General features: G+C 58.7%; 22 protein-coding genes. 8 read left to right on the top strand and 14 right to left on the bottom strand.

Annotation, left to right across the window (positions count from 1 at the left end; genetic code table 11):
* Nucleotides 1-151: 151 nt before the first annotated feature.
* A complete protein-coding gene (locus NW834_RS03130) occupies nucleotides 152-2,332 on the bottom strand; it encodes an NAD-binding protein (protein ID WP_414418766.1) in 2,181 nt (726 codons plus the stop codon).
* Between the two features lie 451 nt (nucleotides 2,333-2,783).
* Here NW834_RS03130 and NW834_RS03125 point away from each other — a divergent pair, with 451 nt between their 5' ends.
* From NW834_RS03125 to NW834_RS03115, 3 genes are all read left to right on the top strand, one after another.
* Nucleotides 2,784-3,836 (top strand): Fe(3+) ABC transporter substrate-binding protein, encoded by a 1,053-nt coding sequence (locus NW834_RS03125; RefSeq protein WP_414407500.1) that lies wholly within the window; start codon nucleotides 2,784-2,786, stop codon nucleotides 3,834-3,836.
* A gap of 173 nt (nucleotides 3,837-4,009) precedes the next feature.
* Nucleotides 4,010-5,278, top strand: coding sequence for an esterase-like activity of phytase family protein (locus NW834_RS03120; RefSeq protein WP_414390689.1), 1,269 nt, complete (start codon nucleotides 4,010-4,012; stop codon nucleotides 5,276-5,278).
* Nucleotides 5,279-5,371: 93 nt separating this feature from the next.
* Nucleotides 5,372-7,072, top strand: a complete 1,701-nt coding sequence (locus NW834_RS03115; RefSeq protein WP_414418765.1) for an ABC transporter permease — start codon at nucleotides 5,372-5,374, stop codon at nucleotides 7,070-7,072.
* A 5-nt stretch (nucleotides 7,073-7,077) separates the two neighbouring features.
* Here NW834_RS03115 and NW834_RS03110 read toward each other — a convergent pair whose 3' ends face one another.
* The 8 genes from NW834_RS03110 to NW834_RS03075 all read right to left on the bottom strand — a co-directional run bounded on the left by NW834_RS03110 (nucleotide 7,078) and on the right by NW834_RS03075 (nucleotide 13,008).
* Nucleotides 7,078-8,022: a F0F1 ATP synthase subunit gamma gene (locus NW834_RS03110; RefSeq protein ID WP_011434217.1), complete on the bottom strand. Its 945-nt coding sequence runs from the start codon at nucleotides 8,020-8,022 to the stop codon at nucleotides 7,078-7,080.
* A 61-nt stretch (nucleotides 8,023-8,083) separates the two neighbouring features.
* Nucleotides 8,084-9,604 carry a F0F1 ATP synthase subunit alpha gene (atpA, locus tag NW834_RS03105; protein ID WP_011434218.1) on the bottom strand — a complete coding sequence of 507 codons (1,521 nt, stop codon included), beginning with the start codon at nucleotides 9,602-9,604 and terminating at the stop codon, nucleotides 8,084-8,086.
* Nucleotides 9,605-9,648: 44 nt separating this feature from the next.
* Complete coding sequence (atpH, locus tag NW834_RS03100; RefSeq protein WP_414417833.1) at nucleotides 9,649-10,197, bottom strand: ATP synthase F1 subunit delta; 549 nt, start codon at nucleotides 10,195-10,197, stop codon at nucleotides 9,649-9,651.
* Between the two features lie 20 nt (nucleotides 10,198-10,217).
* Complete coding sequence (locus tag NW834_RS03095; RefSeq protein ID WP_414418764.1) at nucleotides 10,218-10,781, bottom strand: F0F1 ATP synthase subunit B; 564 nt, start codon at nucleotides 10,779-10,781, stop codon at nucleotides 10,218-10,220.
* 35 nt (nucleotides 10,782-10,816) lie between these two features.
* Nucleotides 10,817-11,290 carry a F0F1 ATP synthase subunit B' gene (locus tag NW834_RS03090; protein WP_414330487.1) on the bottom strand — a complete coding sequence of 158 codons (474 nt, stop codon included), beginning with the start codon at nucleotides 11,288-11,290 and terminating at the stop codon, nucleotides 10,817-10,819.
* Between the two features lie 94 nt (nucleotides 11,291-11,384).
* Entirely contained in the window at nucleotides 11,385-11,630 is a 246-nt protein-coding gene (atpE, locus tag NW834_RS03085) for an ATP synthase F0 subunit C (protein WP_414330485.1), read from the bottom strand.
* Between the two features lie 221 nt (nucleotides 11,631-11,851).
* Entirely contained in the window at nucleotides 11,852-12,598 is a 747-nt protein-coding gene (gene atpB / locus NW834_RS03080; RefSeq protein WP_414349847.1) for a F0F1 ATP synthase subunit A, read from the bottom strand.
* 5 nt (nucleotides 12,599-12,603) lie between these two features.
* On the bottom strand, nucleotides 12,604-13,008 hold the full coding sequence (locus NW834_RS03075) for a hypothetical protein (protein WP_238376806.1): 405 nt from the start codon (nucleotides 13,006-13,008) through the stop codon (nucleotides 12,604-12,606).
* Nucleotides 13,009-13,525: 517 nt separating this feature from the next.
* Here NW834_RS03075 and NW834_RS03070 point away from each other — a divergent pair.
* Both NW834_RS03070 and NW834_RS03065 read left to right on the top strand, forming a co-directional pair.
* Nucleotides 13,526-14,113 (top strand): DUF3177 family protein, encoded by a 588-nt coding sequence (locus tag NW834_RS03070; RefSeq protein ID WP_011434226.1) that lies wholly within the window; start codon nucleotides 13,526-13,528, stop codon nucleotides 14,111-14,113.
* Nucleotides 14,110-14,424, top strand: a complete 315-nt coding sequence (locus tag NW834_RS03065; protein WP_414330481.1) for a hypothetical protein — start codon at nucleotides 14,110-14,112, stop codon at nucleotides 14,422-14,424. The genes NW834_RS03070 and NW834_RS03065 overlap by 4 nt, the downstream gene beginning before the upstream one ends.
* 14 nt (nucleotides 14,425-14,438) lie before the next feature.
* Here the strand turns inward: NW834_RS03065 and gpmI are convergent, their stop codons facing one another.
* The 4 genes from gpmI to mnmE all read right to left on the bottom strand — a co-directional run bounded on the left by gpmI (nucleotide 14,439) and on the right by mnmE (nucleotide 18,784).
* The gene (gpmI, locus tag NW834_RS03060; RefSeq protein ID WP_011434228.1) at nucleotides 14,439-16,031 is read right to left on the bottom strand and encodes a 2,3-bisphosphoglycerate-independent phosphoglycerate mutase; all 1,593 of its coding nucleotides are present in this window, start codon (nucleotides 16,029-16,031) and stop codon (nucleotides 14,439-14,441) included.
* A 215-nt stretch (nucleotides 16,032-16,246) separates the two neighbouring features.
* Nucleotides 16,247-16,765 (bottom strand): tetratricopeptide repeat protein, encoded by a 519-nt coding sequence (locus NW834_RS03055; protein ID WP_011434229.1) that lies wholly within the window; start codon nucleotides 16,763-16,765, stop codon nucleotides 16,247-16,249.
* Between the two features lie 39 nt (nucleotides 16,766-16,804).
* Entirely contained in the window at nucleotides 16,805-17,305 is a 501-nt protein-coding gene (gene dps, locus NW834_RS03050; protein WP_414344460.1) for a DNA starvation/stationary phase protection protein Dps, read from the bottom strand.
* Between the two features lie 99 nt (nucleotides 17,306-17,404).
* Entirely contained in the window at nucleotides 17,405-18,784 is a 1,380-nt protein-coding gene (mnmE, locus tag NW834_RS03045) for a tRNA uridine-5-carboxymethylaminomethyl(34) synthesis GTPase MnmE (RefSeq protein WP_414418763.1), read from the bottom strand.
* A 150-nt stretch (nucleotides 18,785-18,934) separates the two neighbouring features.
* Here mnmE and glgP point away from each other — a divergent pair, with 150 nt between their 5' ends.
* Nucleotides 18,935-21,535 (top strand): alpha-glucan family phosphorylase, encoded by a 2,601-nt coding sequence (gene glgP / locus NW834_RS03040; protein ID WP_414406484.1) that lies wholly within the window; start codon nucleotides 18,935-18,937, stop codon nucleotides 21,533-21,535.
* A 412-nt stretch (nucleotides 21,536-21,947) separates the two neighbouring features.
* Nucleotides 21,948-22,994: a tetratricopeptide repeat protein gene (locus NW834_RS03035; protein ID WP_414418762.1), complete on the top strand. Its 1,047-nt coding sequence runs from the start codon at nucleotides 21,948-21,950 to the stop codon at nucleotides 22,992-22,994.
* A 19-nt stretch (nucleotides 22,995-23,013) separates the two neighbouring features.
* Here NW834_RS03035 and NW834_RS03030 read toward each other — a convergent pair whose 3' ends face one another.
* The gene (locus NW834_RS03030) at nucleotides 23,014-23,808 is read right to left on the bottom strand and encodes a response regulator transcription factor (protein ID WP_414381044.1); all 795 of its coding nucleotides are present in this window, start codon (nucleotides 23,806-23,808) and stop codon (nucleotides 23,014-23,016) included.
* A 275-nt stretch (nucleotides 23,809-24,083) separates the two neighbouring features.
* On the opposite strand from NW834_RS03030, the gene fni reads away from it, so the two are divergent.
* Nucleotides 24,084-25,145 carry a type 2 isopentenyl-diphosphate Delta-isomerase gene (fni, locus tag NW834_RS03025; RefSeq protein WP_414418761.1) on the top strand — a complete coding sequence of 354 codons (1,062 nt, stop codon included), beginning with the start codon at nucleotides 24,084-24,086 and terminating at the stop codon, nucleotides 25,143-25,145.
* The last annotated feature ends 105 nt before the right edge of the window (nucleotides 25,146-25,250 follow it).

Raw genomic sequence — 25,250 nt, 5'->3', positions numbered from 1 at the left:
TTCTATCATAACTTCCGCATTCCTCCCGACACTGACCCTACGGGTACAGTGCGGGGCTCCTGCGATTTCTAGCTGAATGTCCAACTGCCCATAACGAGATGTTTTGGACTACGGAGTGCAGAATAGACCAATAAACAGAACAGTGTCCAAATCAATTCAGATTACTCTCGCTGTTTTCGTTCATGGCTGCAGGGATCCAATGGGCAGGCTGCGCCTGGGCAAACACCTGCACTTCAGTGCTCATCTTGCGCAGTTGGCGGGCTAACTTGATTGCCTTGTCGCGGGGAAGGGGTGGGCTCACCACCGCCGGCAGACAGCCCAATAGGGGTTTCAGGGCCGTTTTGGGCAGGCGTGCGTAGAACGATAAAGCCGAGAGGATCTCCTCTTCAAAATAGGGGTTGCGATACTCTAGGAGGCGCACCTGATACAGCTCTGGGGGAAGAGGCCGTCCTTGGGTTAAGCGAATCAGGGATTCCACCGTTCCCATCACATAGAGTTGATCGCCTTCTTTCAACAGGGTCTTGCCCTCTTTTTGCCAGATCTTGGGAAAAACACAGGGTTTCCCCGGTCGGGAGCGATGCAGCAAGATCACCAGGTCATAGTCCTGGGCCAGTTGGCGCAAGGATAGCCCCAGGTAGTGGCAATCGGCAGAGACCTCCAGCAGCGTCACCAGCAGAGTTTCCCCCTGCCAAGCCAGGGTGCCGTAGACGGATCCCACCAGTGCTGCTGTGGCAAAAGCCCGTGCCCCCAACCCGGTAGCGCTGTAGCTGATCCCCAGCGTCTGCATGTGGCGCTGCATGCGAGCCGCCAATTCGGGATCGGTAACCCGCAAAATGGTGCGGATCCCCGGTTGCAGGCTGTGGGCCGTCAGGGCCGTCTCCAGGTTGGTGAGATCGTCAGGGGTGGTGCAGATCAGGCAGCGGCTGCCTTGAATGCGAGCCTGCTGCAGCGTGCTTGCCAGGGCATAATCCCCACGAACCACCACCGCTCCCTCCCGTTCCGCTGCCTCCAAGAGAGGGTTCTCGCTATTGGGATCCACCACCACCACCTCGTAGCCCATCTGCCGCAACAACTGCAGCACCAAATAGCTCAGCCGCCCCAACCCTGCGATCACCACATGATCCTCTTTGGGCATACGGGCAGCCTGGCCCAAGCCAAAGCGACTGCTCACCAATTTGTCGGTCACCAAGCCGTAAATCAACCCCACCAGGGCAGCCCCCACCAAGGTCATCATCACCGCCAGCACCTTCACCCCCAGCGGTGTTTCCGGCTGTTGAAAAGCCTCAATATCCCCGTAGCCCCCTGTCAGCACCACGATCGTCAGCAAAAGCCCATCGATGAGGGGTTTGCCGATCATCCTGAAGTTGATCACCCCCAGCACCAGCATGGCCCCCAAGGTGAAGGTGAGGGTGCGCACGATGGGCTTGACCTGTAGGAGTCCCTGCACTCCTCTGCGCAGCCAAGACCCAAGGGATCCCCGCCCCAACGACCTGCCTTGCCGTTGTTGTCGCTTGTCCTGCATCTGGCCGCTGGCCCAGCGCTGTGCCCGTGAGGAGCCCCGTCGCCCGTTGCGTTCCAACAGTTGCAGGTAGGCTCTGGGATCGCAAATGACCAAAACGCGATCCCCCTCCAGCAGCTCTGCCTCGTGGTCAAAGTCGTCGAAAACTCGCTGTTTGGAAAAGTTAGAAAGCCCATCCACCGGGTAATGAAACAGCACCCGCGCCCCAAAAGTTTCCTCCAGCTCCGAGAGGGGCATATGCAGCAGGCGGGAGTTGTATCCGATGGTCAGCTCTACCACGTTCCAGAGGGTGGTCTCTCGGTCTGAGACAAAGTAAGCCGGATCTGCCAGCTCTGGCGGAAGCGTGGCCGGCTGGGCTTCCAGCTGGGGCAGCTCAAAGTAGCCAACAAATTCGTCGGAAACAGCCTTAAGGGCAAAAGCCGGGGCAGCCAAAGCCGCCACCGATAGGGAAAAATGCTGCGGCAAAGCCGAGTCGAGATAGCGGGCAAGGCTGTGGTTGAACAGACGGGAGACGACACGCACCTGTGGATTGAGATCTCGAATCAGCAAAGCCAGCTCGAAATTGGCTTGGTCGCTGTCCTCCAGGAGCAGCGCCACCCTAATCCGCTCGATCCCAGCCCGCTGCAACACCCCCGGCTGGCGGGGATCCGCCTGTAGGTATTGCCACTGCTCTTCCAAATGAGGGGGCAGATCGGGAGCAACTACTACAGCGCGATGTCCAAAAGCTTCTAGGGCTTGGAGAGTGAGCTCCACCAAATCGTTGTAGCCGCAGACCAGGATAGAGACACCTGGATCCCTGCTATTCTCTTGCACCTGTGCATGAGGCGATCTCGAAAGGGAGCTCACCATAGCTCTGTCATCTACCCTGCTCCCTTTATACCCGAAGCCTCTTCAGCTTTCGCGAGTGCTGTCAATACCGCTGACCGCAAAGCCCTGGGTAGAGACCCGTTGCTCAACAAGACCGGCTGCGTTGCTGGCCATCTCAGGCGCTGTCGAGGACAAGGGGAAGTTGGCCAGTTTCATCCCAAAGGGTGAGAAGTGAGAACAACTCCCAAGAGCTTGACCTGGTACTTGAGATCTCCTATCATTTCCTCAAGGCAAAGTTCTTGAATAAAAGTCTCAATAAGGTTGGCCCAAGATAAGAGCCAAGAGAGTGAGGCTTGCGGGGACTGTCTTTGTCCTTTGGGCTTGGCTTTCCGGTGCTTTCTCAGAGAGAGCCTGGCCGGTGGAGCTGTGTCTCTTGAGATGTTTTTGAACTTAGGAGTTGGGTATGCGCTTATCGCGACGGCAATTTGTCAGTGGAGCCACGCTAGGTTCTGCGGCTCTGGCAGCAGGGTCTCTTCTGCGTCCGGCCCATGGCGCCAATCGGGAAGTGAACCTCTACACCTCGCGGCACTACGGCACAGACGAGAAATTGTACGAACTTTTCAAGCAGAAAACGGGCATTACCGTGAATTGGGTGCAGGGCAACGCCGATGAGATCGTCCAGCGCATCCGCAGCGAGGGATCCAACAGCCCCGCCGACATCTTCATGACGGTGGATATTGCCCGGTTGTGGCGCGCTCAGAACGAGGGCTTGTTTCAACCCATCCAGTCGGAGACGCTCTCCAAAAATATTCCCGAGTCTCTGCGGGATCCAGAGGGGTACTGGTTTGGCCTCACCAAGCGGGCGCGGGTGATCATGTACAACAAAGACAAGGTGGATCCCAACGAGCTGTCTACCTACGAAGATCTGGCCAACCCCAAGTGGCGGGGCAAGGTGCTCACCCGCTCCTCCAGCAACGTTTACAGCCAATCCTTGACGGCTTCGATCATCTTGGCCCACGGGATCCCGGAAACGGAGCAATGGGCCCGGGGCTTGGTGGCCAACTTTGCCCGTCCGCCGGAAGGGGGAGACACGGATCAGATCAAGGCCGTGGCCGCCGGGGTGGGAGACGTGGCTTTGGCCAACACCTACTATTTGCCGCGTTTGATCAAATCCGACAATCCAGAAGAGCGCGCCGTAGCCGAGAAAATCGGCGTCTTCTTCCCCAACCAGCAGGATCGTGGCACCCACGTCAACATCAGCGGGGCCGGCATTCTGAAAACAGCTCCCAACAAAGACGCGGCCATCCAATTTTTGGAGTTTCTCTCCGGGCCAGAGGCGCAGGCCATTTTTGCCCAGAGCAACAATGAGTACCCGGTACTGCCCGGGGCTGAGATCGACTCGTTGGTGGCCAGCTTTGGCACCTTTAAGGAAGATACGATCAACGCCGCCAGCATTGGCCGCGTCACCCCTGATGCCCTGAAGGTAATGGATCGGGCCGGTTGGAAGTAGATCAGGCCTCCAGGACAGGCCCTGAGTGCAGCCTTTCATTGCTTGACGCCGTGAACGTTAAGCAGCTTGACGGTTCTTGGCCAAGCGTCGATACTCTAGGACGGCGTTGCTTCCGTTTGAGGCCGCTCAGGCGTCCTGTCTTTCTTTTTCAAAAGCTTCTGGAGGTTTGCCAAATGAAACAACTGCGAACAGCAGGCTTGTTCTTGCTCCTGCTTTCTTTAACTTCTTTCTACACCAATAGCCCGGCAAAGGCAATTGAAAACCTTCCCGAAAAGGCTCCTGTTCCAAAGCGGGATCTGCTTTTGACCACAGAAAACGGCGTCAAAATCTACAATGGTGGGTTTGGCTCTGGCCTTGCCTTTGATGGCCAATATTTTTATGTGCTCACCGATCGCGGTCCCAATATTGATGGAGCTGAGTCAAACGACAAGATTTTCCCTAAGCCAGACTTTACCCCTCAAGTTGCCAGATTGTCTTTGGACGGCAAGGGCTTCAAGTTGGACAGGGTCATCCTGCTGCAAGACGAGACCGGCAAAAATCTCACCGGGATCCCCAATCCATCTGACTCGGGGGGAACGGGAGAGAATGCCTACGATCTCAGCGGCAAGCAGCTTGCGCCGGATCCCAAAGGTATCGATCCAGAGGGGATCGCGGTGGCCAAAGATGGAAGCTTTTGGGTTGCCGACGAATACGGACCTCACTTGATCCATTTTGATTCCAATGGCAAGGCCATCGAGTGGCTAAATCCTTTTGGAAGTGGAGTTGGCGGCAAAAAGCTTCCAGAAGTTTACAAAAATCGGCGCCCCAATCGCGGCATGGAGGGGCTAACTCTGACGCCCGATCAGAAATACTTGGTCGGCATCATGCAGTCTCCGCTTTTGAACCCCAACAAAGATGTTCAAAAGACCGCAACTGTTTGCAGGATACTCTTCTATGAACTGGCCACGGGCAAGTTCAAAGAATACCTCTATCCTTTAGAGGGAACTGGCACCGCTGTTAGCGAAATTGTCGCCATTACCGACACAACCTTCCTGGTTCTCGAACGGGATGGCAAAACGCCGGGAGAGGACAAAGAGGTTACGAAGAAGATCTACAAAATCGATACTGCCGCTGCCACGGATGTCTTTGATCCTGGTCCAAATGGCCTGCTGGTTAACGGCAAGACTCTGGAGCAGTTAACCCAAGAGGAAATCATTGCAGCGGGGATCAAGCCCGTTTCCAAAGAAGAAGTATTTGACATTATGTCGATCCCCAATTATCCCCACGACAAGCCCGAGGGGTTGGCCATTCTCAACTCAACTACCCTAGCGATAGTTAACGACGACGACTTTGGCATCGTCTCGGAAAAGGGCGCGGTTCAAGAAAAAACTATGCCTTACCTTGGTAACAAGCAAGACGAGAACATCGTTTATTTCGTTAAGCTGCCCAAGAGCTTGTTTTGAGAGAAAACTTGGTTGGGGATCCCTGGAGGATCCCCTTTTCTTCCCCAGGAGTTGCTCAAGAGGTAGCTCCCGCCTGTTGAGATGGACAAAGAGATGAGGTTGAAGTTGTTGAGCAAATCTCTGCCGGGAAGTGGCTTCTTTCCTCTGAACGGCTGGGCGCTTCTGACTCTGACCCTCAGCGGTCTCATTCTCGTTCCTGTCCTTACGGTGTTGCTCAGCCTTTTTGCGGACGAGCGGCAGGTTTGGGAGCACCTGGCCGATACGGTCTTGGGGCTTTATGTGCGCAATAGCCTGGTGATGATGGCAGGGGTGGCGGCGGGGGTCATCCTGGTGGGCAGTGGCACTGCCTGGCTGGTGACCATGTGTCAGTTTTGGGGGCGGGCCTGGCTGGAGTGGATGTTGGTGCTGCCCCTGGCGGCCCCCACCTATGTGTTGGCCTACGCCTACACCGATTTTTTGCAGGTAACCGGCGGTTTCCAGATCTGGCTGCGGCGGGTAACAGGTTGGGGGATCGGCGACTACTGGTTCCCCAACATTCGCTCGTTGTGGGGGGCGATCCTGCTGCTGATCCTCACCCTCTATCCCTATGTTTATCTCTCGGCCCGGCTGGCCTTTCAGGAGCAATCGGTGGCCTGCTTAGAGGTAAGCCGCTCCTTGGGCTACGGGCCTTGGGCCAGCTTTTTCAAGGTGGCTTTGCCGCTGGCCCGACCGGGGATCGTGGCCGGCTGTCTGCTGGCCTTGATGGAAACCCTCAACGATTTCGGCACCGTCAGCTATTTCGGGGTAGATACCTTTACAACCGGCATCTACCGCACCTGGACGGCCCTGGGCAATCCGGTGGCGGCGGCTCAGCTTTCGGCGCTGCTGTTGCTGCTGGTGTTGCTGCTGATAACGATGGAGCAGGTCTCCCGCCGGCGGGCGCGCTACTATCGCCAAGGGTTCAAACCCACCCCAACCCGTTACCGCCTACAAGGGATCCGGGCGGTGGGGGCTTGGCTAGCCTGTGGGATCCCAATTGGGCTGGGCTTCGTCGTGCCGGCCTTGATTCTGCTCAATATGACCCTGCGCCAGGGGGAGCTGGGTCGCCGCTTTTGGAGCTACGCCCAGAACAGCTTTTGGCTATCCACCATCACGGCTATCATTGCTGTTTCCGTGTCGGTGGTGGTGCTTTACGGGCTGCGCATGCAGGGGCTAGGACGGGCGGGATCCCCGTGGGGCCTGCGGCTGGCGGTGCAGTTGTCTTCTCTGGGCTACGCGCTGCCGGGAGTGGTGATCGCGGTGGGGGTTCTGATTCCCCTAGGGTGGTTGGATCAACTGCTGAGCTACCTGCGGCAGGTGGTGCTGCAACAGCCACCCGGCCTGGTGATCGGCGGTACCCTCACGGCTTTGGTGTTCGGCTATCTGGTGCGGTTTTTGGCCGTTTCTTTGGCCACCGTTGAGGCCACGCTGCTGCGCATTCCCCCCAGTTTGGATGAAGCGGCCCGCAGCCTGGGACAGGGATCCCTGGGCACCCTGTGGCAGGTGCATTTGCCCTTGATGAGGGGTGGCCTCTTGGGGGCTATGCTGCTGGTATTTGTGGATGTGATGAAAGAGCTGCCGGCCACGATGGTGCTGCGGCCCTTCAACTTCGACACCTTGGCGGTGCAAACCTACCGCTTGGCAGCCGATGAGCGTCTCGCGGAGGCAGGGGCACCGGCTTTGGCCATTGTCTTGGTGGGGATTTTGCCGGTGGTTCTGCTCAACTCCCAGATGGCGCGGCAACGCAACCTCGGCTCCTCAGGGGATCTCCTTTGAGAACCCTACAAGGCCTCCGCTCCGGCCACCACCTCCAGGATCTCCTGGGTAATAGCCGCCTGGCGAGCTTTGTTGTAGGCAAGACCCAGCGTGCGAATGAGCTCGCTGGCATTGTCGCTGGCGTTGTTCATGGCCGTCATGCGAGCTGCCAATTCGCTGGCCGCCGCCTCCTGCAAGGCCCGTAGCAACTGGTTGTTCAGGTACAGCGGCAGCAGGGCATCCAAAATCTGCACGGGATCCTGCTCAAAGATCATGTCCTGAGGTGGGGCCGAGACCGCTGCGATGACTTTGCTGCGCTCGACAGTAAACTCTCCGCCCCGCACCAAAAGACGAAAAATTTCATCGTCTTGAGTGGCCAACCGCGACGGATCGAGGGGCAACAGGGATTGCACCACCGGACGGGAGCTGATCAAAGAGACAAAACGGGTGTAGAGCAGCTCTACCTTGTCCACCTTCTCCGACAAGAAGGCCGCCAGGAGCTGATCCCCAATCTGGGCAGCCTCAGCCGCCGTGGGGATCTGCGACAAATTCACGTAGGTCTTGGCGATGGGAGCGGAGCGCCGCTGGAAATACTGCACCGCCTTGCGGCCCACCAGGTAAAGCTGCACCTGCTGCCCTGTCTCCTGCAGCTCGCGAACCCGCTCCTCGGTGCGCTTAATCACGTTGGCGTTGTAGGCTCCGCACAAGCCCCGATCCCCGGCCACCACCAACAGCCCCACCGTCTGGATGGGGCGCTGCTTCAGCAGAGGCAAGTTGACATCTTCCAGCCGCAGCCGAGTTTGCAGCCGATAGAAAACCTGGGCCAGTCGGTCGGCAAAGGGACGGGTGGCCATCACTTGCTCTTGGGCGCGGCGCACTCGGGCTGCTGCCACCAGCCGCATGGCCTCGGTGATTTTGCGGGTGTTTTTGACCGCTTTGATGCGATCGCGGATGCGCTTGAGGTTTGCCATAACCTACTCCCTCTATTTTGGTGGTCGACAGGGATCCGGGCCAGGAGAGATCCGCGTCACCCTAGGCCGCCTTGGCCACGAAGCTCTGCTTGAACTCTGTGATGGCCGTTTTCAAGATTTCTTCTGCCTCGTCGGTGAGTTGCTTGGTGGAGAGGACGATCTCGCCGTACTTGGGATGGGTGGTGCCCAGGTAAGCCAAAAGGCCCTGTTTGAAGCTGGAGACCTTCTCCACCGGAATGTCATCCAAATAGCCTCGCGTCCCCGCATAGATAATGGCCACCTGCTGATCCAGAGACAGGGGAGAGTACTGTGGCTGCTTCAGCAACTCCTGCAGCCGTTGGCCGCGGGCCAGTTGCTTTTGGGTAGCCTCATCCAGGTCAGAGGCAAATTGGGCAAAGGCCTCCAGATCGCGGTATTGCGCCAGTTCCACCTTGATGGAGCCAGCCACCTTTTTCATCGCCTTGGTCTGAGCTGCCGAGCCGACGCGGCTGACGGAAATCCCGACGTTGATGGCCGGGCGGATGCCAGCGTTGAACAGATCCGATTCCAAGAAGATCTGCCCATCGGTGATGGAGATAACATTGGTGGGAATGTAGGCCGATACGTCATTGGCCTGGGTTTCCACGATCGGCAGTGCCGTCATGGATCCCTCTCCCAGTTGGCTGCTCAGCTTGGCGGCTCGCTCCAATAGCCGCGAGTGCAGGTAGAACACATCCCCAGGATAAGCTTCCCGACCGGGTGGACGGCGCAGCAGCAGCGACATTTGCCGATAAGCCACCGCCTGCTTGGAGAGATCGTCATAGACCACCAGGGTGTGTTTGCCCTGGTACATGAAGTATTCAGCAATGGTGGCGCCACAGTAGGGGGCCAGCCACTGCAACGGGGCCGGGCTATCGGCGCCGGCAGCCACCACAATGCTGTAGTCCATAGCCCCTCGCTCGGTCAGGATGCCCACCACCTGGGCGATGGTGCTCTGCTTCTGACCAATGGCCACGTAAATGCAGATCACATCCTGCCCTTTTTGGTTCAGGATTGTGTCCACAGCAACGGTGGTCTTGCCGGTTTGGCGGTCGCCGATGATCAGTTCCCGCTGCCCCCGCCCGATGGGGATCAGGGCATCGATGGCGGTAATGCCGGTTTGCAGGGGCTCGTACACAGAGCGGCGATCGACAATGCCAGGTGCCGGAGATTCGATTAGGCGAGACTCCGTACACTGGATCGGGCCTTTGCCGTCGAGGGGGTTGCACAGGGGATCCACCACGCGGCCCAAGAGGGCTTCCCCCACCGGGATGCTGGCAATCTTGCCCGTGGATTTGACGGTGGATCCCTCTTGGATATTCCGCCCGGAGCCGATCAGCACGGCACCGATGTTGTCTTCTTCCAGGTTGAGGGCAATACCGGTGGTGCCATCCTCAAATTCCAGCAGCTCGCTGGCCATCACCTTATCCAAACCGTAGATGCGGGCAATGCCATCCCCCACCTGCAGAACTGTCCCCACATTGGAGACCTGCATCTCCTGGTTGTACTGCTCAATCTGCTGTTTGATGATGGTGCTGATCTCGTCTGGGCGAATGGTAGGCATAGCAGTCCTCTCAAGGTAACGGGAAGGGATCCTCAAAAACCAACTTAGGCCAACTGCAAGGCAAGCCGGCGCAACTGTCCACGCAAGCTGAGGTCGATCACCTGGGATCCGATCTTGATGACCACCCCTCCCAGCAGCTCTGGATCCTGAGCAGTTTGCAACTCCACGCCGCTGGCCCGCGTGAAGTCCATCACCCGCTCGCGAATTGACTGCTGCTGAGCTTCCGTCAAGGGTATCGCCGTCGTCACCTCGGCCAGGACGATGTTCTGGAGCTTCCGCTGCAGATCCAAAAAGCGCCGGCAAACAGTCCCGAGAAACATAATACGGCGGCGGTCGGTCAACAACTTCAGCGCATTCAGCAGCAGAGGGTGGATCTGATCGGCAAATACTTGCTGCAGCAGGTTCTTTTTGGCCTCGGCCTTGATCACCGGGTTGGCGAGAAACTGGCCCAGCTCCGGCGTAGCCCGCAAAACCTCGGCAATAAAGCGCATATCGGCGGCAAAAGTGTCCAGCAATCCCTGGCCTGACCCAAGAGCAATGAGAGCCTCGGCATAGGGATCCACCACCTTCTCAGCCATTGTGCTGCTGATCATACCTTTCTCCTCCTTGAGAGTTAGCGGGCAATCATTTGGATCCCTTTCTCGATCAGGCTGCGGTGAACCTCTTCGTTGAGGTGCTGCGGCAACTCCTGCTCCACCTTGCTCAGGGCTTGGCGAACGATCTGCCGACGCAACTCCTGAAAAACCCGCTCCTGCTCGCTGGACAACTCTTTCTCAGCATTGGCCCGCAGCCGCTCCACTTCCCGCTCCGCCTGCTCCAACAACTCTTGCCGACGGGCTTCGGCGTTGGCTTCCGCCTGCTTGCGGATACGTTCAGCCTCCTGCTGAGCCTGGGCCAGCTTTTGCTGCTCCTCCGCCAGCCTCTCGATGGCTTCCCGCTTGCGCTGCTCCGCCTGCCGCAGTTCTTCTAGGATCCCCTCCCGCCGCTTGGCCAGGGCTTCTCCCACCACTTTGCGACCAAAGATAAACAGCAAGGTGAGAATGATCGCGATGTTGATCAGGTTGCTCTCGAGAATCTTGGCCAAGAGATCCCCCTCTCCTGCCTTGGCTTCTGGGAGTAGCTCCGTGGTCTCGGCCACAGCCAAGATCCAACCGGCCACCCAACTCCACACAGGCATCGCAAGCTCCTCCAAAAGTACTTCCAACCAGCGATCTAACGAGCACTGCCCAACAGTTTCTGGGTAATCTGGGCGGCAATGGCATCCACCTGCTGCTGCAGCTGTTCGAGGGCTGCCTGCTTCTCTTGCTCGACCTGTAGCCGCGCCGCCTCCAGCTTCTGCTGGATCTCTGCCTGCACAGCAGCCAGTTTCTCGGAACGAATGCGAGCAGCTGCAGCCTCTGCCTCAGCGATCACCTGCTGGGCTTGCAAGCGGGCCTGGCTGATCTCAGACTCATACTGTCGGGTCAACGACACCGCCTTGTCCAACCGCTCTTGGGCTTCCGCTTGAGTGGTGCGGATGTAGTCGCTGCGGCTGTCGATAGCCCGCGTAACCGGCTCATAGAAGAGGGAGTTGAGCACTGCCACCAACAGCAAAAACTGAATGGCAATCAGGGGCAGGGTGGCATCCAGATCGAAAAGACCACCTTTTTCAGCCGCTTCAACAGCCAACAAGGTTGGAAAGAACATGACGTTGCAACCCCAACAGGAACTGAGTCTGAGATGGAGCTGGGTGAGGGGGCGGGCGGATGGGTAAATCAATGCAGTCCGCCCCCGATGAGAGTTAAGCAAAGGGGTTGGCGAACAAAAGCACCAGCGCCACCACCAAGCCGTAGATGGTCAAAGCTTCCATGAAAGCCAAGCTGACCAGCAAGTTGCCGCGGATCTTATCTTCCGCTTCGGGCTGACGGGCCAGCCCCTCCATGGCGGCAGCGGCAGCATTCCCCTGACCCAGACCGGGACCCAGGGATCCCAGACCAATGGCCAGAGCAGCAGCCAGAACAGAAGCAGCAGAGGTTAACGGATCCATAGTGAGATGCTCCTTGGTGATTGACACAACAACAACGTCTCTTGAGCTTCAGAGGTGATTGGGTCTGATACACTACAGCCTCAAATCACTCCCTTGTCGGCGGCTTTCAGAACCAATCTGTCAGCCCCAACAAACCTTACCAAAAGAAGGGATCCCTTGCGCTGACCCATTTGAGATGATCCTCCCGAAAAGGTTCAAGATGGATCGACCGACCAGCGGGATCAATCGTGGTGATCCCCTCCTCCATGACCTTCCAGCGCCTCTCCAATGTAAGCTGCCGAGAGGGTTGAGAAGATCAAAGCCTGAATCGCCCCCGTAAACAGGAACAGAACCATCACCGGCACGGGGATAAACAAGGGCACCAGCAACACCAACACCGCAATCACCAGCTCTTCTGCCAGGATGTTGCCGAATAGACGGAAACTCAGGGAGAGGGGCTTGGTGAAATCTTCTAAAACGTTGATGGGCAGCAGAATCGGGGTAGGCTCGATGTACTTTTTGAAGTAAGACAGCCCCCGCTTGCTGATGCCGGCCACGAAATACATGATGCTGGTGAGCAGCGCCAACCCGGCAGTGGTGTTGATGTCGTTGGTGGGGGAGGCCAACTCCCCTTCCGGCAGAGGAATCAGCTTCCACGGGAAGAGGTTGCCCATCCAGTTGGAGACAAAGATAAACAGGAACAAGGTGCCGACATAGGGTACCCAGGGCCGGAAGTTTTTCTCGCCAATCTGGGCTCGGGCAATGCTCTGCACAAATTCCAGGGCATACTCGACAAAGTTTTGCAGGCCAGCCGGCTCCCGCTGCAGTTGACGGGTGCCCAAGATAACCACCGTCAAGATCAGGGCAATGGCGATCCAGCTGGCGATCAAAACCTGCCCGTGAACCGTGAATTTGCCCAGGTGCCAGTAAAGGTGATGGCCGACCTCGAGTTCTGCCAAAAGAGGAGGAGAGGAGAAGGACAGGTTCATGGGCATCACACAGAAGAAGATGAACGGGTCAAGGTCTGGACAAGATGAATGAGCAGGGTGACCTTGTAGGTCATGAACCCCAGGAAAATGGGCAATATCTGTAAAGACTTCACCTGAGTGGCTAAAACGATCAGCCCGACAAACAGAGCCAAACGCGTCACCCCCAAACGGTTGCGGCTTTTGCCCAGCTCCGCTACGCCGCGGCCCAGCATGCGCAGATAAACCACGCCAACAACCGCCCCCAGCAAGTAGTTGGCAGCTACCCCCAGAGAGTAAACCAGGGCCACTCCCACGGCAATGGCCAGACTTACCCCCAAGGTAACCAGCACCAGCCATAGCTGCAGCGCTTCATAGCTCCCGCTGCCAGCAACTGCTGCCCCCCTAGCTCCACCCTTCACCTTCCTCGCCAAATCGGGCTTCCCCAGGGCAAGGGGTGGCTCTGACGCAACTGGATCCCCTGTCTCTTCCTCCCGCTTCGGAGAAGGAGGTGCATTCTCCAAGGGAGGCAGTGGTCTGGGCTTCCACTGGGTCGCCTTCCAACGGGTAGAACTGTGAGAGAGGAGTCTGGAAGAACGGGCCATGGTTTCGAGGTCATGCCTCTCAAGGTTTGACCTTAACCCAAGATAACACGATTAAGTAACAATACTTAATGAGATTAAGTTGGGCCAAGGTCTGAAGGAGACTCCGCTGGTCGCTCAGACAGGCAGCTGGCCTTCCGAACGACAGGGATACTCCTCTGAGGAGCTAGCTAAGAATCTACCACTTTCGGGGATCGGTAGCGGCAAAATGGAAAACTTTCTGAAAGCTGTTTGGTGTAAAGTTTTGCTGGGGATGGTCAGCAGGCGTTAACATTCCGTAACTCTCTGTGTCCCGTCCTGGATCCCCCAGGTTTCATATACTAAGGGGCAGGAGTGGCAGAGGGTGAGGATGACTCCCCAGAGTTGGCTGGTGGATGCAATCTGGCTGGACTACCGCTTGGCAGTGGCGCTGACGGTGGTGATGCCATTGCTGCTGCTGATTTGGGCTTTTGCGGTGGGGTTGCGGCCCTTGATTCAGCTATTGATCGTTTATTGGCGGGTATCGAGCCTCTTGGCGGTGACGGTGTACCTGATGATTGGGGGCCTGCCCGTCAGCTTTCTCAGTGGAGCAATGGCGCGGCTGTTGATCTTGGTTTGTCTTTGGTTTTGGCGGGACTGGAGTGCTGCTCTCGAGCAGTCGAGAACCTGGGCGGCGCGAGCCTTTTTGCTCTGGCGGTGGGGCCTGACTGGTTATATGGGGGCCGGGATCCTCTTTTCGGGGGCCTTTGTGCCCTGTGCTTTCCGCACTTCTCTGCCAGAGGAGTGCCGGGCTTGGTTTGGGCCACCGCTGGGGTTTCGGGAGATCTTCCATCCCAATGTATCGCCGGAGCTGCTGGGGAGCGTGGGGGCCTGGGGGCTGGTGGCCTACCTGCTCTACAGCCTCTACTTTGTCTGGCGGCTGCGACCCGGAACTGATAAGGGGGAACTGGAAGCATGAGGGCCCTGCCTTGGCCCTTGGCCTTGGAGCGCTATAGCCAAGACCACCCGCAGGAGGTGCTGCGGGTGGAGGTGGAAAGCGAGGGAGAGTCTGATCTGGTGCTGATCTACCGCGGCTACAGCAGCTCCTTGCGCCGACCCACTCCCCCCGATCCCGAAGCGGCGGTGATCCCTCCCCAGGCCCGCTTTTTGCAGTTGGAGCGCTTGGCTGCCCCCTATCACCCCGATCGCTCACGGGTTCTGGCTGTCTATCGCAACTGGGGAGAGCTAACAGCATGGCTGGCCCAAGAAGGGATCCCAGTGACGGAGTAAGGGATCCCTGGCACCTACCGCCCCACAGGACTGGGTTGCCGCTGGAGAATGGTATATTCTGCCGGCTGCAAAAGCGAGCGTCCTGTCATTTCGGGGGGCTGAGGCAGGCCCAAGATCTCCAGCAGGGTGGGGGCCACATCAGCCAAAGTGCCGTTGGAGCGCAACTTGACATCGCCGCCACAGCCGGGGATTTTACGCCTTTCCCCCTCCACCAGAATGCAGGGAACGGGGTTGGTGGTGTGGGCCGTCCAGGGGTTGCCGTTCTCATCCCACATCAGCTCTGCATTGCCATGATCCGCCAGGATCAAAGTAGTGCCTCCCGCATCTACCACTGCCGCCAGCAGCCGGCCCAAACAGCGATCCACCGTTTCCAGGGCGCGGATGGTGGCTTCGTAGTTGCCAGTGTGACCTACCATGTCGGGGTTGGCATAGTTGAGCACCACCAGGCTGTATTCGCGGCGGGCGATGGCCTCTATCGCCTTGTCGGTCACTTCCACTGCCGACATCTCCGGCGCCTGGTCGTAGGTGGTCACCAGCGGGCTTTGCACCAGGATGCGATCTTCGCCGGGGAAGGGCTGCTCGATGCCGCCGTTGAAGAAGTAGGTGACATGGGCGTATTTTTCCGTCTCGGCAATGCGCAATTGCTTGAGGCCGGCCTCGCTCACCACTTGGCCCAGCAGGTGATTCAGGTTCTGGGGCTTGAACAGCACCTGCACCGGCAGATCCGCCTCGTACTGAGTCATGGTGATGAAGGTGAGAGCCGGCAGCAAGGGGCGTTGAAAACCCGAAAAGTCTGGGCAGACAAAGGCTTGGGTAAGTTGGCGGGCGCGATCTGGGCGGAAGTTGAAGAAAAGCACCGCATCTCCCGGCTGCACAGCCCCCGGAGCCAGGCGGGTGGGCGGGATGAACTCGTCTGTGAGATCCTGGGCATAGAAAGCTTCCATCACCTCCGCGGCGCTTTGTCCACGGCCAGGGCCGTCTTGGGTCATGATCTCGTAGGCCTTTTGGGTGCGCTCCCAACGGCGATCCCGATCCATGGCGTAGTAGCGTCCGCTCAGGGTGGCGATGACGCCATTGCCCAGCCATTGCAGCTCTTTTTCCAGGGCGGCCAGAACCCTGGCACCATCGCGGGGCAAGGTGTCGCGGCCATCGGTGATGGCGTGGACATAGGCCGGAATCTCAGCCTGGGCCGCCAGCTTGAGCAACCCATAGAGATGGTCGATGTGGGAGTGAACCCCCCCCTCGGAGCAAAGGCCAACGAAGTGAAAACGGCCCCCTCGCTCTCTGAGCTGGCGACAAACTTGCATCAACAAGGGATCCTGGAAGAGGGATCCTGTCTCTATCGCGTCGCTGATGCGCACCAATTCCTGCGGCACCACCCGCCCTGCCCCCAAGGTCAGGTGCCCAACTTCAGAGTTGCCCATCTGTCCTGCCGGCAGGCCCACGGCCCGACCCGAAGCTTGCAGCAGGGTGTGGGGATAGGCAGCCCAAAGGCTATCCAGGACAGGGGTTTCCGCAGCCAGCACCGCGTTGCCATCGAGAGCATCCCGATAACCCCAGCCATCCAGGATCACCAAAACCACAGGTGCTACCGATTGCGAATCCATGAAATGGCCTCTCGTTTTATTTAAGACATAATACCAGCCCAGGCAACACGATACCGGATCTTACATTTGCGCTCAAGATTTCAGTATTATCAATCTTCTTTTGAGAGGATAAGGAAGTGCCTGCACAGGCAGGATGGAGTCTTTAGAGCCAACTCCTATGGACAACTGTGCTGCGGTCAAGAGTATTTCTGCGGATGAAATTGCAGATGGGATCCTCAGGGGCTGGGCTGCAACCGTTTGCGCAGAGACTCCGAGCGCCGCTTAGCAATGGCATTTCGGGGATCCAACTTCAGGGCAGTTTCGTAAGCTTCCAAGCTTGGGCCATAGAGATTTTTCTTCTCATAGGCATGGGCCAGATTGTTCCAAGCAGTTACATAACCGGGATCCGCAGCCACGGCATCCTTGTAGTAGCGGATGGCCAAGTCGTACTGCCCCTGGCTGAAGTAGGCAAAACCGAGGGCGTTGCAGACGGGGGGAATGTTCTCCCCAGCCACTTCTAGGGCTTTTTTAAGCTGGGCAACCGCCTGGTCGTAGAGGCCCTTTTGCAAATAGACGCTGCCCAACTCGTAGTGCTCCTGCGGGGATCCCTTGCCTTTGCTCAGGCGGGGCTGCAGCTCACGGATGACCTTTTCCTGGGCCCGTACCCGCAGCACCTCCCGCAGGACAAAGAAGCCCGCCACGCCGAGGATACTGGCCAGAGCCACCAAATACAGGAGGGGAACGTTAACGCCCATTTTGCTTGATCCACTTGCCTGTGATGGGTCTTGCCGGCGTCACGCCTGGAGGTGAGCCTCGATAAACCAAAGATCTTTGTCAATCTGGCGCGAGATCTCGGTGAACAGGTCTGCTGTGTCGGCATCCCCCAGTTCGGTGGTGCGGTCAATGTTGCGGCGGACGGAAGCTGCATATTGAGCGTAGCGGGCTGCCAAAGCCTGCAGGTGATCCCGACCCTCTTCAGCGGCCAGATCGTACTCCGGCAAGGTGGAGGTTTGGGCAACGATGCGAGCCGTGCCGCGGGCGATGCCCCCCAGCGCCGTAACCCGTTCCGCCAGCATGTCCACGTAGTTTTCCAGGGTGCTGGCAAAAGTGTCGAACATCTCGTGCAAGGCGATGAAGTGCATGCCTTTAACGTTCCAGTGGGCCTGTTTCACCTGCGTCTTCAGATCCAACGTGTCTGCCAAGGACTGGTTGAGCAGCTCCACCAGTTGCGCGCGAGCCTCTGCTGGCAAATCGATCTGGGTGGGGTAGAGACGGGTTTTCTCGGCGGTAACCATGGCCAACCTCCTAACTGTGTTTCCATTATCGGGGATCCGCTTCGGCTTCCCAACTGAGCCCATAGTAACACAAACTCAAAATGAGTATGAGTTAGGGGGCTACTTACCGATGCAGAAGCGGCTGAAAATCTGATCCAGCACTGATTCCGAGATCTCCTCGCCAGTGATCTGGCCAAGGGCATGCAGGGCGCCCCGTAGGTCGATGCTCCAAAAGTCCAGGGGGAGCTGAGCTTGGATGGCCTGCCCCACCTGTTCCAGGCTGGCTTGGGCTTGTTGGAGGGCAGCGGCCTGCCGCTGGTTCAGGCTTATCTCCAGATTGGGCTGGGGACGTCCCTGGGTGACGAGCTGCTCCAGGGCTCTTTCCAGCTCCGGGATCCCTTTCCCTTGGGCGGCAACCGTGGGGACGCGGTGGGCAATCTCGGGGGGGAGAGGGATCCCCTCTGGCGGGGCGAGGTCGGTTTTGTTGATCACCAGGATGAGGGGGCGATGGCGGATCGACTCGTAGATGGCGGCGTCGGCAGCCGTCCAGCCCGCTTGGGCGTCGATGACCAGCACCAGCACATCGGCAGCCTGGGCTAGGCGTTGGGAGCGCTCCACCCCCAGCCGTTCCACCGGATCTTCGGTGGCGCGGATGCCGGCAGTGTCCAGCAGTTGAACGGGGATCCCTTTTACCACCAGGTGGGATTCCACCACGTCGCGGGTGGTGCCGGGCAGATCGGTGACGATGGCCCGATCCTGTCCTGACCAAGCATTGAGCAGGCTGGACTTGCCCACATTGGGCCTCCCGACGATGGCCACCTTCACCCCGGTGCGCAGCAGTTGTCCCCGTTCTGCCGTGGCCAGCAGAGCTTGGATCTGGGTTTGTATAGCTTGGAGCCGGGCCTGCCAAGCAGCAACGTCCAAGGGGGGCAGATCCTCTTCAAAGTCGATGCGAGCCTCAATTTCTGCCAATAAACCCAGCAGCTCCTGGCGCAGGGCGCGAATGGATCCCCCTAGCTTGCCCTGTAAGCCCGCCAAGGCCATCCGGGCTGCCTGAGGGGAGCGGGCCGCCACCAGATCGGCCACACTCTCGGCCTGGGTGAGGTCAATGCGGCCATTCAGAAAAGCGCGCAGGCTAAACTCCCCCGGCTGAGCCAGCCGCGCCCCCTGCCGCAGGCATTGTTGCAACGTGGCCTGAACCACCATGATGCCACCGTGGCAATGCAGCTCTGCCACATCTTCGCGGGTGTAAGAACGGGGGGCCTGCATCCAAACGGCCAGCGCTTCGTCTAGGATTTGGCCTTTCTCGTCGCGGATCCAGCCGTAGAGGAGCCGATGGCTCTCCCAGACTGCGTTGCGGCGGGCAGGGGTGAAGATGGCTTGGACAATGGGAAGGGCTCGTGACCCGGAAAGGCGCACAATCCCCACGCTGCCCTGTTCAGGCACCACCGCAGTGGCAATGGCAGCGATCGTATCGGCCAGGGGCGCAGTCGGATCCATCCTAAACAAAGCCCTGAGGGAGTTCGAGCAGCCGTTGGATTACAGCTCGGCATCCACTGGATTACAAATCGACATTCAAGTTAAAAAGCCACGCCCTCAGGCTGAGGGCAAGGTAGCCTGACAGTGGAAACAACGCTCTTCCCAGTCTTTATGAAGCCGCTACGCACGTTTAAGGTCACTCCCTACCTGCCTACTCCGCTGGAAAGTCTGCGCTTGTTGGCTTACAACCTGCATTTTAGTTGGAACGTAGAAACCCGCAGCCTATTCCGGCGCATGGATCCCGATCTGTGGGATGCCTGTGCCCACAACCCGGTGGCTCTTCTGGGTCGGATTCGGCAGGAACGGCTGGATGAGTTGGCGGAGGATCCCGGCTTTTTGGCCCAGTTGGAACGGGCCAGCCAACAACTGCAGAGCTACCTGCAGGAGGACACTTGGTATCGCAAGTATCGTTCGGCCCAAGCGGTGGAAGGGGAGTGCTACGCCTATTTTTCGGCAGAGTTTGGTTTGGCGGATTGTCTACCCCTCTACTCAGGCGGCTTGGGGGTTTTGGCCGGGGATCACCTCAAGGCGGCCAGCGACCTGGGCTTGCCCCTGGTGGGTGTGGGCTTGCTCTACCAAAAGGGCTATTTCCGCCAGTACCTCAACCCCGACGGCTGGCAGCAGGAACGCTACCCAGTTAACGATTTCTTTAACATGCCCCTGGAGCTGCAGAGAGATGCGGAGGGCCGCGAAATTCGCATTGAGGTGGATTATCCCAACCGCAAGGTGTTCGCCCGCATTTGGAAGGTGACGGTGGGGAGGGTGCCCCTCTATCTTCTGGACACCAACATCGAGCCCAACAGCCAGTACGACCAAGACATCACCGATGAGCTGTACGGTGGCGACCAAGATCTGCGCATCCACCAGGAGATCATGCTGGGGATCGGCGGCGTGCGGGCTTTGCGCGCCCTTGGCATCCATCCCACCGTCTACCACATGAACGAAGGGCACTCGGCCTTTTTGGCAGTAGAGCGGATTCGCCTGTTGATGGTGGAGCAGGGGCTGAGCTTTGAAGAGGCTTGGCAAGTGGCCAAGTCCAGCCAGATGTTTACCACCCACACGCCGGTACCTGCCGGGATTGACTTGTTCCCGCCCGACAAGATCGATTACTACCTCGGCTTCTACTACAGCCAGATGGGCCTGAGCCGGGAGCGCTTTTTGGCTTTGGGACGGGAAAATACTGGCGACTTCCAATCTCCCTTCAGCATGGCGGTGCTGGCCATCAACATGGCCTCTTTTGTGAACGGTGTGAGCAAGCTGCATGGGGCGGTTTCCCGCAAGATGTTCAGCCGGCTGTGGCCTGGGATCCCGCTGGAAGAAGTGCCGATTACTTCCATCACCAACGGGGTACATGTCCGCACCTGGGTGGGGGAGGAGAACCAAGCCCTCTACGACCGCTACCTGGGGCCGGATTGGGCAGAGGCTCCTCCTTCGGATCCCCTCTGGCAAAAGGTGGATCGGATTCCGGATGGGGAACTGTGGCGGGCCCACGAGCGCAGCCGCTCCCGCCTGATTAACTTTACCCGCGAGCGCTTGATGGAACAGCTCCAGAAACGGGCTGCCTCAGCGGCTGAGATCCAACGGGCCTCTGAGGCCCTCAACCCGGAGGTGCTTACCATTGGGTTTGCCCGCCGCTTTGCCACCTACAAGCGGGCCACCCTTTTGTTCCACAACCTGGAACGGCTCAAGGCTTTGCTCAACCATCCTCAGTACCCGATGCAGTTTATCTTTGCCGGCAAGGCCCACCCCCGCGACATACCCGGCAAAGAGCTGATCCGCCAGATCGTGCAGGTGTCGCGGCAGCCGGAGTTTCGCCAGCGCTTGGTTTTCATTGAGGACTACGACATGTATGTCACCAGCTTGATGGTGGCCGGGGTGGATGTGTGGCTGAACAACCCCTTGCGCCCCCGTGAAGCCAGCGGCACCAGCGGCATGAAGGCAGCGGCCAACGGCGGACAGAACCTAAGTATTTTGGATGGCTGGTGGGATGAGGCCGATTATTACCAGACCGGCTGGCCCATTGGCCGCGGCGAGGAGTATGAGGATCGCGCCTATCAAGATGAGGTGGAGTCGAATGCCCTCTACGACCTGCTGGAACAAGAGGTTGCCCCTCTCTTCTACCAGCGCGGCAGCGATGGCCTACCCCATCAGTGGATCCAGCGCATGAAGCAGGCGATTCGCCTCAATTGCCCCCAGTTCAGCACGCAGCGCATGGTGTTGGAGTACGTCCAGCGAGCCTACATTCCTCTCAGCAACTACTTCGACCGCATGCGCCGTGACCACTTCGAGTCGGCCCGCCAATTCGTTCGTTGGCAAAACCACCTGCAGGAGCATTGGTACAACATCCAGGTTCTCAACGTCCAGATCGAAACCCCGAAGAAAGCTGCCGCTGCCGGCCTTGCCTTGGCACAGGATGACCAAGTGGTGATGGCCAGGGATCCCCTCACCGTGACGGTGGAAGTGCGGCTGGGATCCCTGCAACCTCAGGATGTGATTGTGCAAGCTTATCAGGGGCCGGTCAAGGATGATGGCCAGATTCAGAAAGGACAGGCAATCTCCCTGCGCTATGTGGAGACGCTGGAGGATCGGGCCATCTTTTCCGGCCAGATTTGCTATGAGGCCAGCGGCTTGCAAGGGTTAGCCATCCGCTTGCTGCCCTTTCACCCCGATATGCACGATCCCTATGAGCTGCGGTTGATGCTCTGGGCGTGACATACTCCCATCACTGACCCTACGGGTACAGTGTGGGCTTCTCGCTTCATCGGGGAGCCTACGCAAGAACCCTCTGCGAGCAGACACGGGATGTCCCACCGCGTAGCTGCACCAGATTCCGGCAAAGCCGTTTTGTGCAACTACTCTCATCATACACCATGTGGGGGTATCTGTATCCCGACACTGACGCTACGGGTACAGTGCGGGGCTTAGCTACCCCCACACCCCCACAAGCTAAAGGGTTGGGAGGAGCACGGGGATCCCCTTTCTACTCTTGATCCAAGTGAGCTACGGGAGCTTTTTGGGCTTGAGCTGTTCGGCGTTTTTCGCTGCCAAATCGGGCAGAATCAGAGAGAAGCTCGCGAGCAGATTAAAAAAACAGGATACGCTCGTAACAGCGGTGCAGAGCAGTATGTTCAGAGCCCACGACTCTGCCGGTTTGCGCCTTTTGATTGCGGTTGCCCTGTTGCTGGGGAGCATGGCCAGCTGGCGGCAGGATCGTCTTTTGGCAGTGATGGGCCTGGTGGGTGCAGCCGCCATCTCTGCCTTTACCCGTCCGGCCATCTTGGCCTACAACCGTGGTCGAGAACGGTGGCTGAACCGGGATTTGCTGGGGGCTATTGAACAGCTCAGCTTGGCTCTGCAACGGGATCCCTGCCTGGCCAACGCCTACATTTTGCGGGGAGAAGCCTACTTTGCCCTCGGCCAAGTTCCCCAGGCCCTGGAGGATTTCGGCCAGGCGATCCGGTTGGCCCCGCGGCGACCAGAACCCTATTTTTACCGCGGGCTGATTCGTCAATCTCAGGGGGATCTCCAGGGAGCAACGGCGGAGTTTGCTGAACTGGTGCGCCTACACCCCAACGTCCCCCACCACCTCAGCTTGGCCAACCTGCTCGTGCAACAGGGATCCCTGCCTTTGGCCCTAGCCCACCTGGATGAAGCCATCCGCCTGGATCCCACCTCAGCGCTTGCCCATTCCCAGCGAGCCCGTTTACACAGCTACCTGGGCACCTGGGAGGCGGCTTTGTCCGATTGGTCGCAGGCTATTGACTGGGATCCCAGCCCAGCCCACTACTACCAGCGGGGGGTGACCTACGCCTGTGGTGATTACTTTGACGAGGCCATTGCCGACCTCAGCCGCAGCTTAGAAAGAGAACCCCAGCAGCCCAACGTTCTCTACATCAGGGGCAACCTTCTCTATGCGCTGGGGGAGATCAAAGCTGCTTTGGACGACTACGAGCGGGCCTTTCGCCTGGAAGCGGATATGAACCGGATTGACCTCTCCGACGAGTATGGCTTGTACGGACGAGGGCTGGCCTACTGGAATATGGGAGATAAAGCAACAGCTTTTTCGGATTTGCAGGCAGCTTTGCAGGTCAGCCGCCGACATCACAACCTGGCCTTGGAGCAGCGGGTACGCCGGTCTCTGCTGCAACTTAGCAATCCCGATTCTGCCTAGCGGAATTGACGTTAACTAGCTATTCCTTAGTAGGTGCTTTGCCTGACGCTGCGACTCCACGACGCTGCCGCTGAGGCCCAGATCCTGAATCGCCTGCAGCGGCTGACAGAGTTTTCTGTTCCTGAAGCAGCGGGGGGCTGAGGCCAAAGCAGTAGCCGACATTGCGCACTGTGTGGATCAAGCTGGGCTGGCGCGGATCCCGTTCCAGCTTTTTGCGCAACGAGAGGATATGGGTATCGACGGTGCGAGGGTTATCGGTGGAATCCGGCCATGCTCGCTCTAGTAGCTCTAGACGAGAGACGGGATCCCCGTCCGCCTGCACCAGCACCATCAGCAGGCTAAACTCCTGGGGCGTGAGGTCGATCCCTTCCCCAGCCAAGGCGACGCGCCGTTGCACCAGGTCAATTTTGAGATCCCCATACTGCAGAAAGGTGGGAGGAATATGCCGCTGTCGTCGCCGAGCCAAGGCTAGAAGGTGGGCATCCAGCAGTTGCATACTAAAGGGCTTGGTGAGGTAATCGTCCGCTCCTGCTTCTAGGCCGGCGATAATGTCCGCTTCGGATCCCCGGTGGGAGAGTAGCAAAATCAGCAGGTCGTACTGGCGATGGGCCCACCGGCACAATTGCAGCCCGCCGCGGTTGGACAGCTCCGCATCCAAAATCAGCAGGTGAATGGGCTGGTGTTGCAGCAGAGTCTTTGCTTGGCGAAGGGTCTCTGCTTCCCAAACTTGGTGTCCGGCCTGTTGCAAATGCCAACACAGCAAGCTGCGCAGATGAGGGTTGCCTTCTGCCAGCAAGATGTGCAAGGGTTGCATGGCTGTTCGGTTGGGATCCCGCCCACATCATAGTGCTCCGCACCGCTGACGCGACAGTGCTATGCCTCCGGCACCCTAACGGGAACCGCACCGCTGACGCGACAGTGCTATGCCTCCGGCACCCTAACGGGAACCGCACCGCTGTCGTTGTAGATAGCGAGTCACCTTGGACTCCGTCCCGCTAGCGCGAACGGGCAATGCTGTTCGCCTTTGGCAGCGCACGGCGTTATAGACTGACAATCTCTACCAAGACCAAAGGGCTCTGCACTGCTGACATGATGGCCGATTCTCTCCCCCCCATTTCCGAGCGCAAACAGGATCACCTGGACATTGTTCTGCAGCAGGATGTGGCTGCCAAAGGGATCCGCACCGGGTTTGAGCGGTTTTTCTTTGAGCATGTGGCGCTGCCGGAGCTGCTGTTGCCGGAGATCGACCTAAGCTGCGAATTCTTGGGAAAACGCCTACAGGCACCCCTGCTCATCAGCAGCATGACGGGGGGAACAGAGGCTGCCCATGAGCTAAACCGACAACTGGCCGCCGCTGCCCAACAGTTGGGCATTGCCATGGGGGTGGGATCCCAGCGGGCAGCCTTGGAACATCCAGAGCTGGCCCGGACTTACCAGGTGCGCCAAGTGGCCCCGAATATTTTGCTGCTGGCCAACCTGGGTGCCGTTCAGCTCAACTACGGCTATGGGTTGGAGCAGGCGCGACGGGCGGTGGAGATGATCGAGGCGGATGCATTGATTCTGCACCTCAATCCTCTCCAGGAGGCGGTTCAGCCCCAAGGGGATCCCGACTGGCGTGGATTGTATGGCCGCATCGAACGGTTGGTGGCGCAGTTACCGGTGCCGGTGGTGGTGAAGGAAGTGGGCAATGGCCTCAGTGCCAAAGTAGCCCAGCAGCTGGCCGAATGCGGCGTGGCAGCCCTGGATGTGGCGGGGGCGGGCGGCACCAGTTGGAGCGAGGTGGAGGCCCATCGCCAAACAGATGCTCTCAAAAAACGCATTGCCCACAGCTTCAGGGACTGGGGGATCCCAACGGCTTTGTCCCTGCTGGAAATTCGTCGCCTGCTGCCGGACTTACCCCTGGTGGCCAGCGGTGGCATCCGCAATGGCATCGACGCGGCCAAAGCCATCCGTCTGGGAGCCGATGTGATAGGTATGGCCGCCCCCGCTTTACACGCCGTCTCCCAAGGACAGATGCAGGCGGTGGTGGACACCTTTCGCGCCGTGATCGAGGAGCTGCGCATTGTTGCCTTTTGCACTGGATCGGCCAACTTGGCTCGGCTGCGACAAGCTACCCTGCGGCGGCAGGATACTTGGGATCCCTTGCCCTAAACTCCAAGCACTTGCCACAAACTGAGGGTCAATACCAGAGCCCCCAGATGATAGGGCCACTGTATGCTTTGTCGAGATGCTTTGTCGAGCTATTTTGCCGGTCAG

This window comes from Synechococcus sp. R60.1, assembly GCF_047461835.1.
GTDB lineage: Bacteria > Cyanobacteriota > Cyanobacteriia > Thermostichales > Thermostichaceae > Thermostichus.
This window is presented reverse-complemented; position numbering and strand designations above follow the sequence as displayed.

Bases quoted from the DNA above. Each gene is read 5' to 3' on its own strand.
- NW834_RS03120 (WP_414390689.1), top strand. From the start codon at position 4,010: ATGAAACAACTGCGAACAGCAGGCTTGTTCTTGCTCCTGCTTTCTTTA.
- NW834_RS03115 (WP_414418765.1), top strand. From the start codon at position 5,372: ATGAGGTTGAAGTTGTTGAGCAAATCTCTGCCGGGAAGTGGCTTCTTT.
- NW834_RS03110 (WP_011434217.1), bottom strand. From the start codon at position 8,022: ATGGCAAACCTCAAGCGCATCCGCGATCGCATCAAAGCGGTCAAAAAC.
- atpA (WP_011434218.1), bottom strand. From the start codon at position 9,604: ATGCCTACCATTCGCCCAGACGAGATCAGCACCATCATCAAACAGCAG.
- atpH (WP_414417833.1), bottom strand. From the start codon at position 10,197: ATGATCAGCAGCACAATGGCTGAGAAGGTGGTGGATCCCTATGCCGAG.
- NW834_RS03095 (WP_414418764.1), bottom strand. From the start codon at position 10,781: ATGCCTGTGTGGAGTTGGGTGGCCGGTTGGATCTTGGCTGTGGCCGAG.
- NW834_RS03090 (WP_414330487.1), bottom strand. From the start codon at position 11,290: ATGTTCTTTCCAACCTTGTTGGCTGTTGAAGCGGCTGAAAAAGGTGGT.
- atpE (WP_414330485.1), bottom strand. From the start codon at position 11,630: ATGGATCCGTTAACCTCTGCTGCTTCTGTTCTGGCTGCTGCTCTGGCC.
- atpB (WP_414349847.1), bottom strand. From the start codon at position 12,598: ATGAACCTGTCCTTCTCCTCTCCTCCTCTTTTGGCAGAACTCGAGGTC.
- NW834_RS03070 (WP_011434226.1), top strand. From the start codon at position 13,526: ATGACTCCCCAGAGTTGGCTGGTGGATGCAATCTGGCTGGACTACCGC.
- NW834_RS03065 (WP_414330481.1), top strand. From the start codon at position 14,110: ATGAGGGCCCTGCCTTGGCCCTTGGCCTTGGAGCGCTATAGCCAAGAC.
- gpmI (WP_011434228.1), bottom strand. From the start codon at position 16,031: ATGGATTCGCAATCGGTAGCACCTGTGGTTTTGGTGATCCTGGATGGC.
- NW834_RS03055 (WP_011434229.1), bottom strand. From the start codon at position 16,765: ATGGGCGTTAACGTTCCCCTCCTGTATTTGGTGGCTCTGGCCAGTATC.
- dps (WP_414344460.1), bottom strand. From the start codon at position 17,305: ATGGTTACCGCCGAGAAAACCCGTCTCTACCCCACCCAGATCGATTTG.
- mnmE (WP_414418763.1), bottom strand. From the start codon at position 18,784: ATGGATCCGACTGCGCCCCTGGCCGATACGATCGCTGCCATTGCCACT.
- glgP (WP_414406484.1), top strand. From the start codon at position 18,935: ATGAAGCCGCTACGCACGTTTAAGGTCACTCCCTACCTGCCTACTCCG.
- NW834_RS03035 (WP_414418762.1), top strand. From the start codon at position 21,948: ATGTTCAGAGCCCACGACTCTGCCGGTTTGCGCCTTTTGATTGCGGTT.
- NW834_RS03030 (WP_414381044.1), bottom strand. From the start codon at position 23,808: ATGCAACCCTTGCACATCTTGCTGGCAGAAGGCAACCCTCATCTGCGC.
- fni (WP_414418761.1), top strand. From the start codon at position 24,084: ATGATGGCCGATTCTCTCCCCCCCATTTCCGAGCGCAAACAGGATCAC.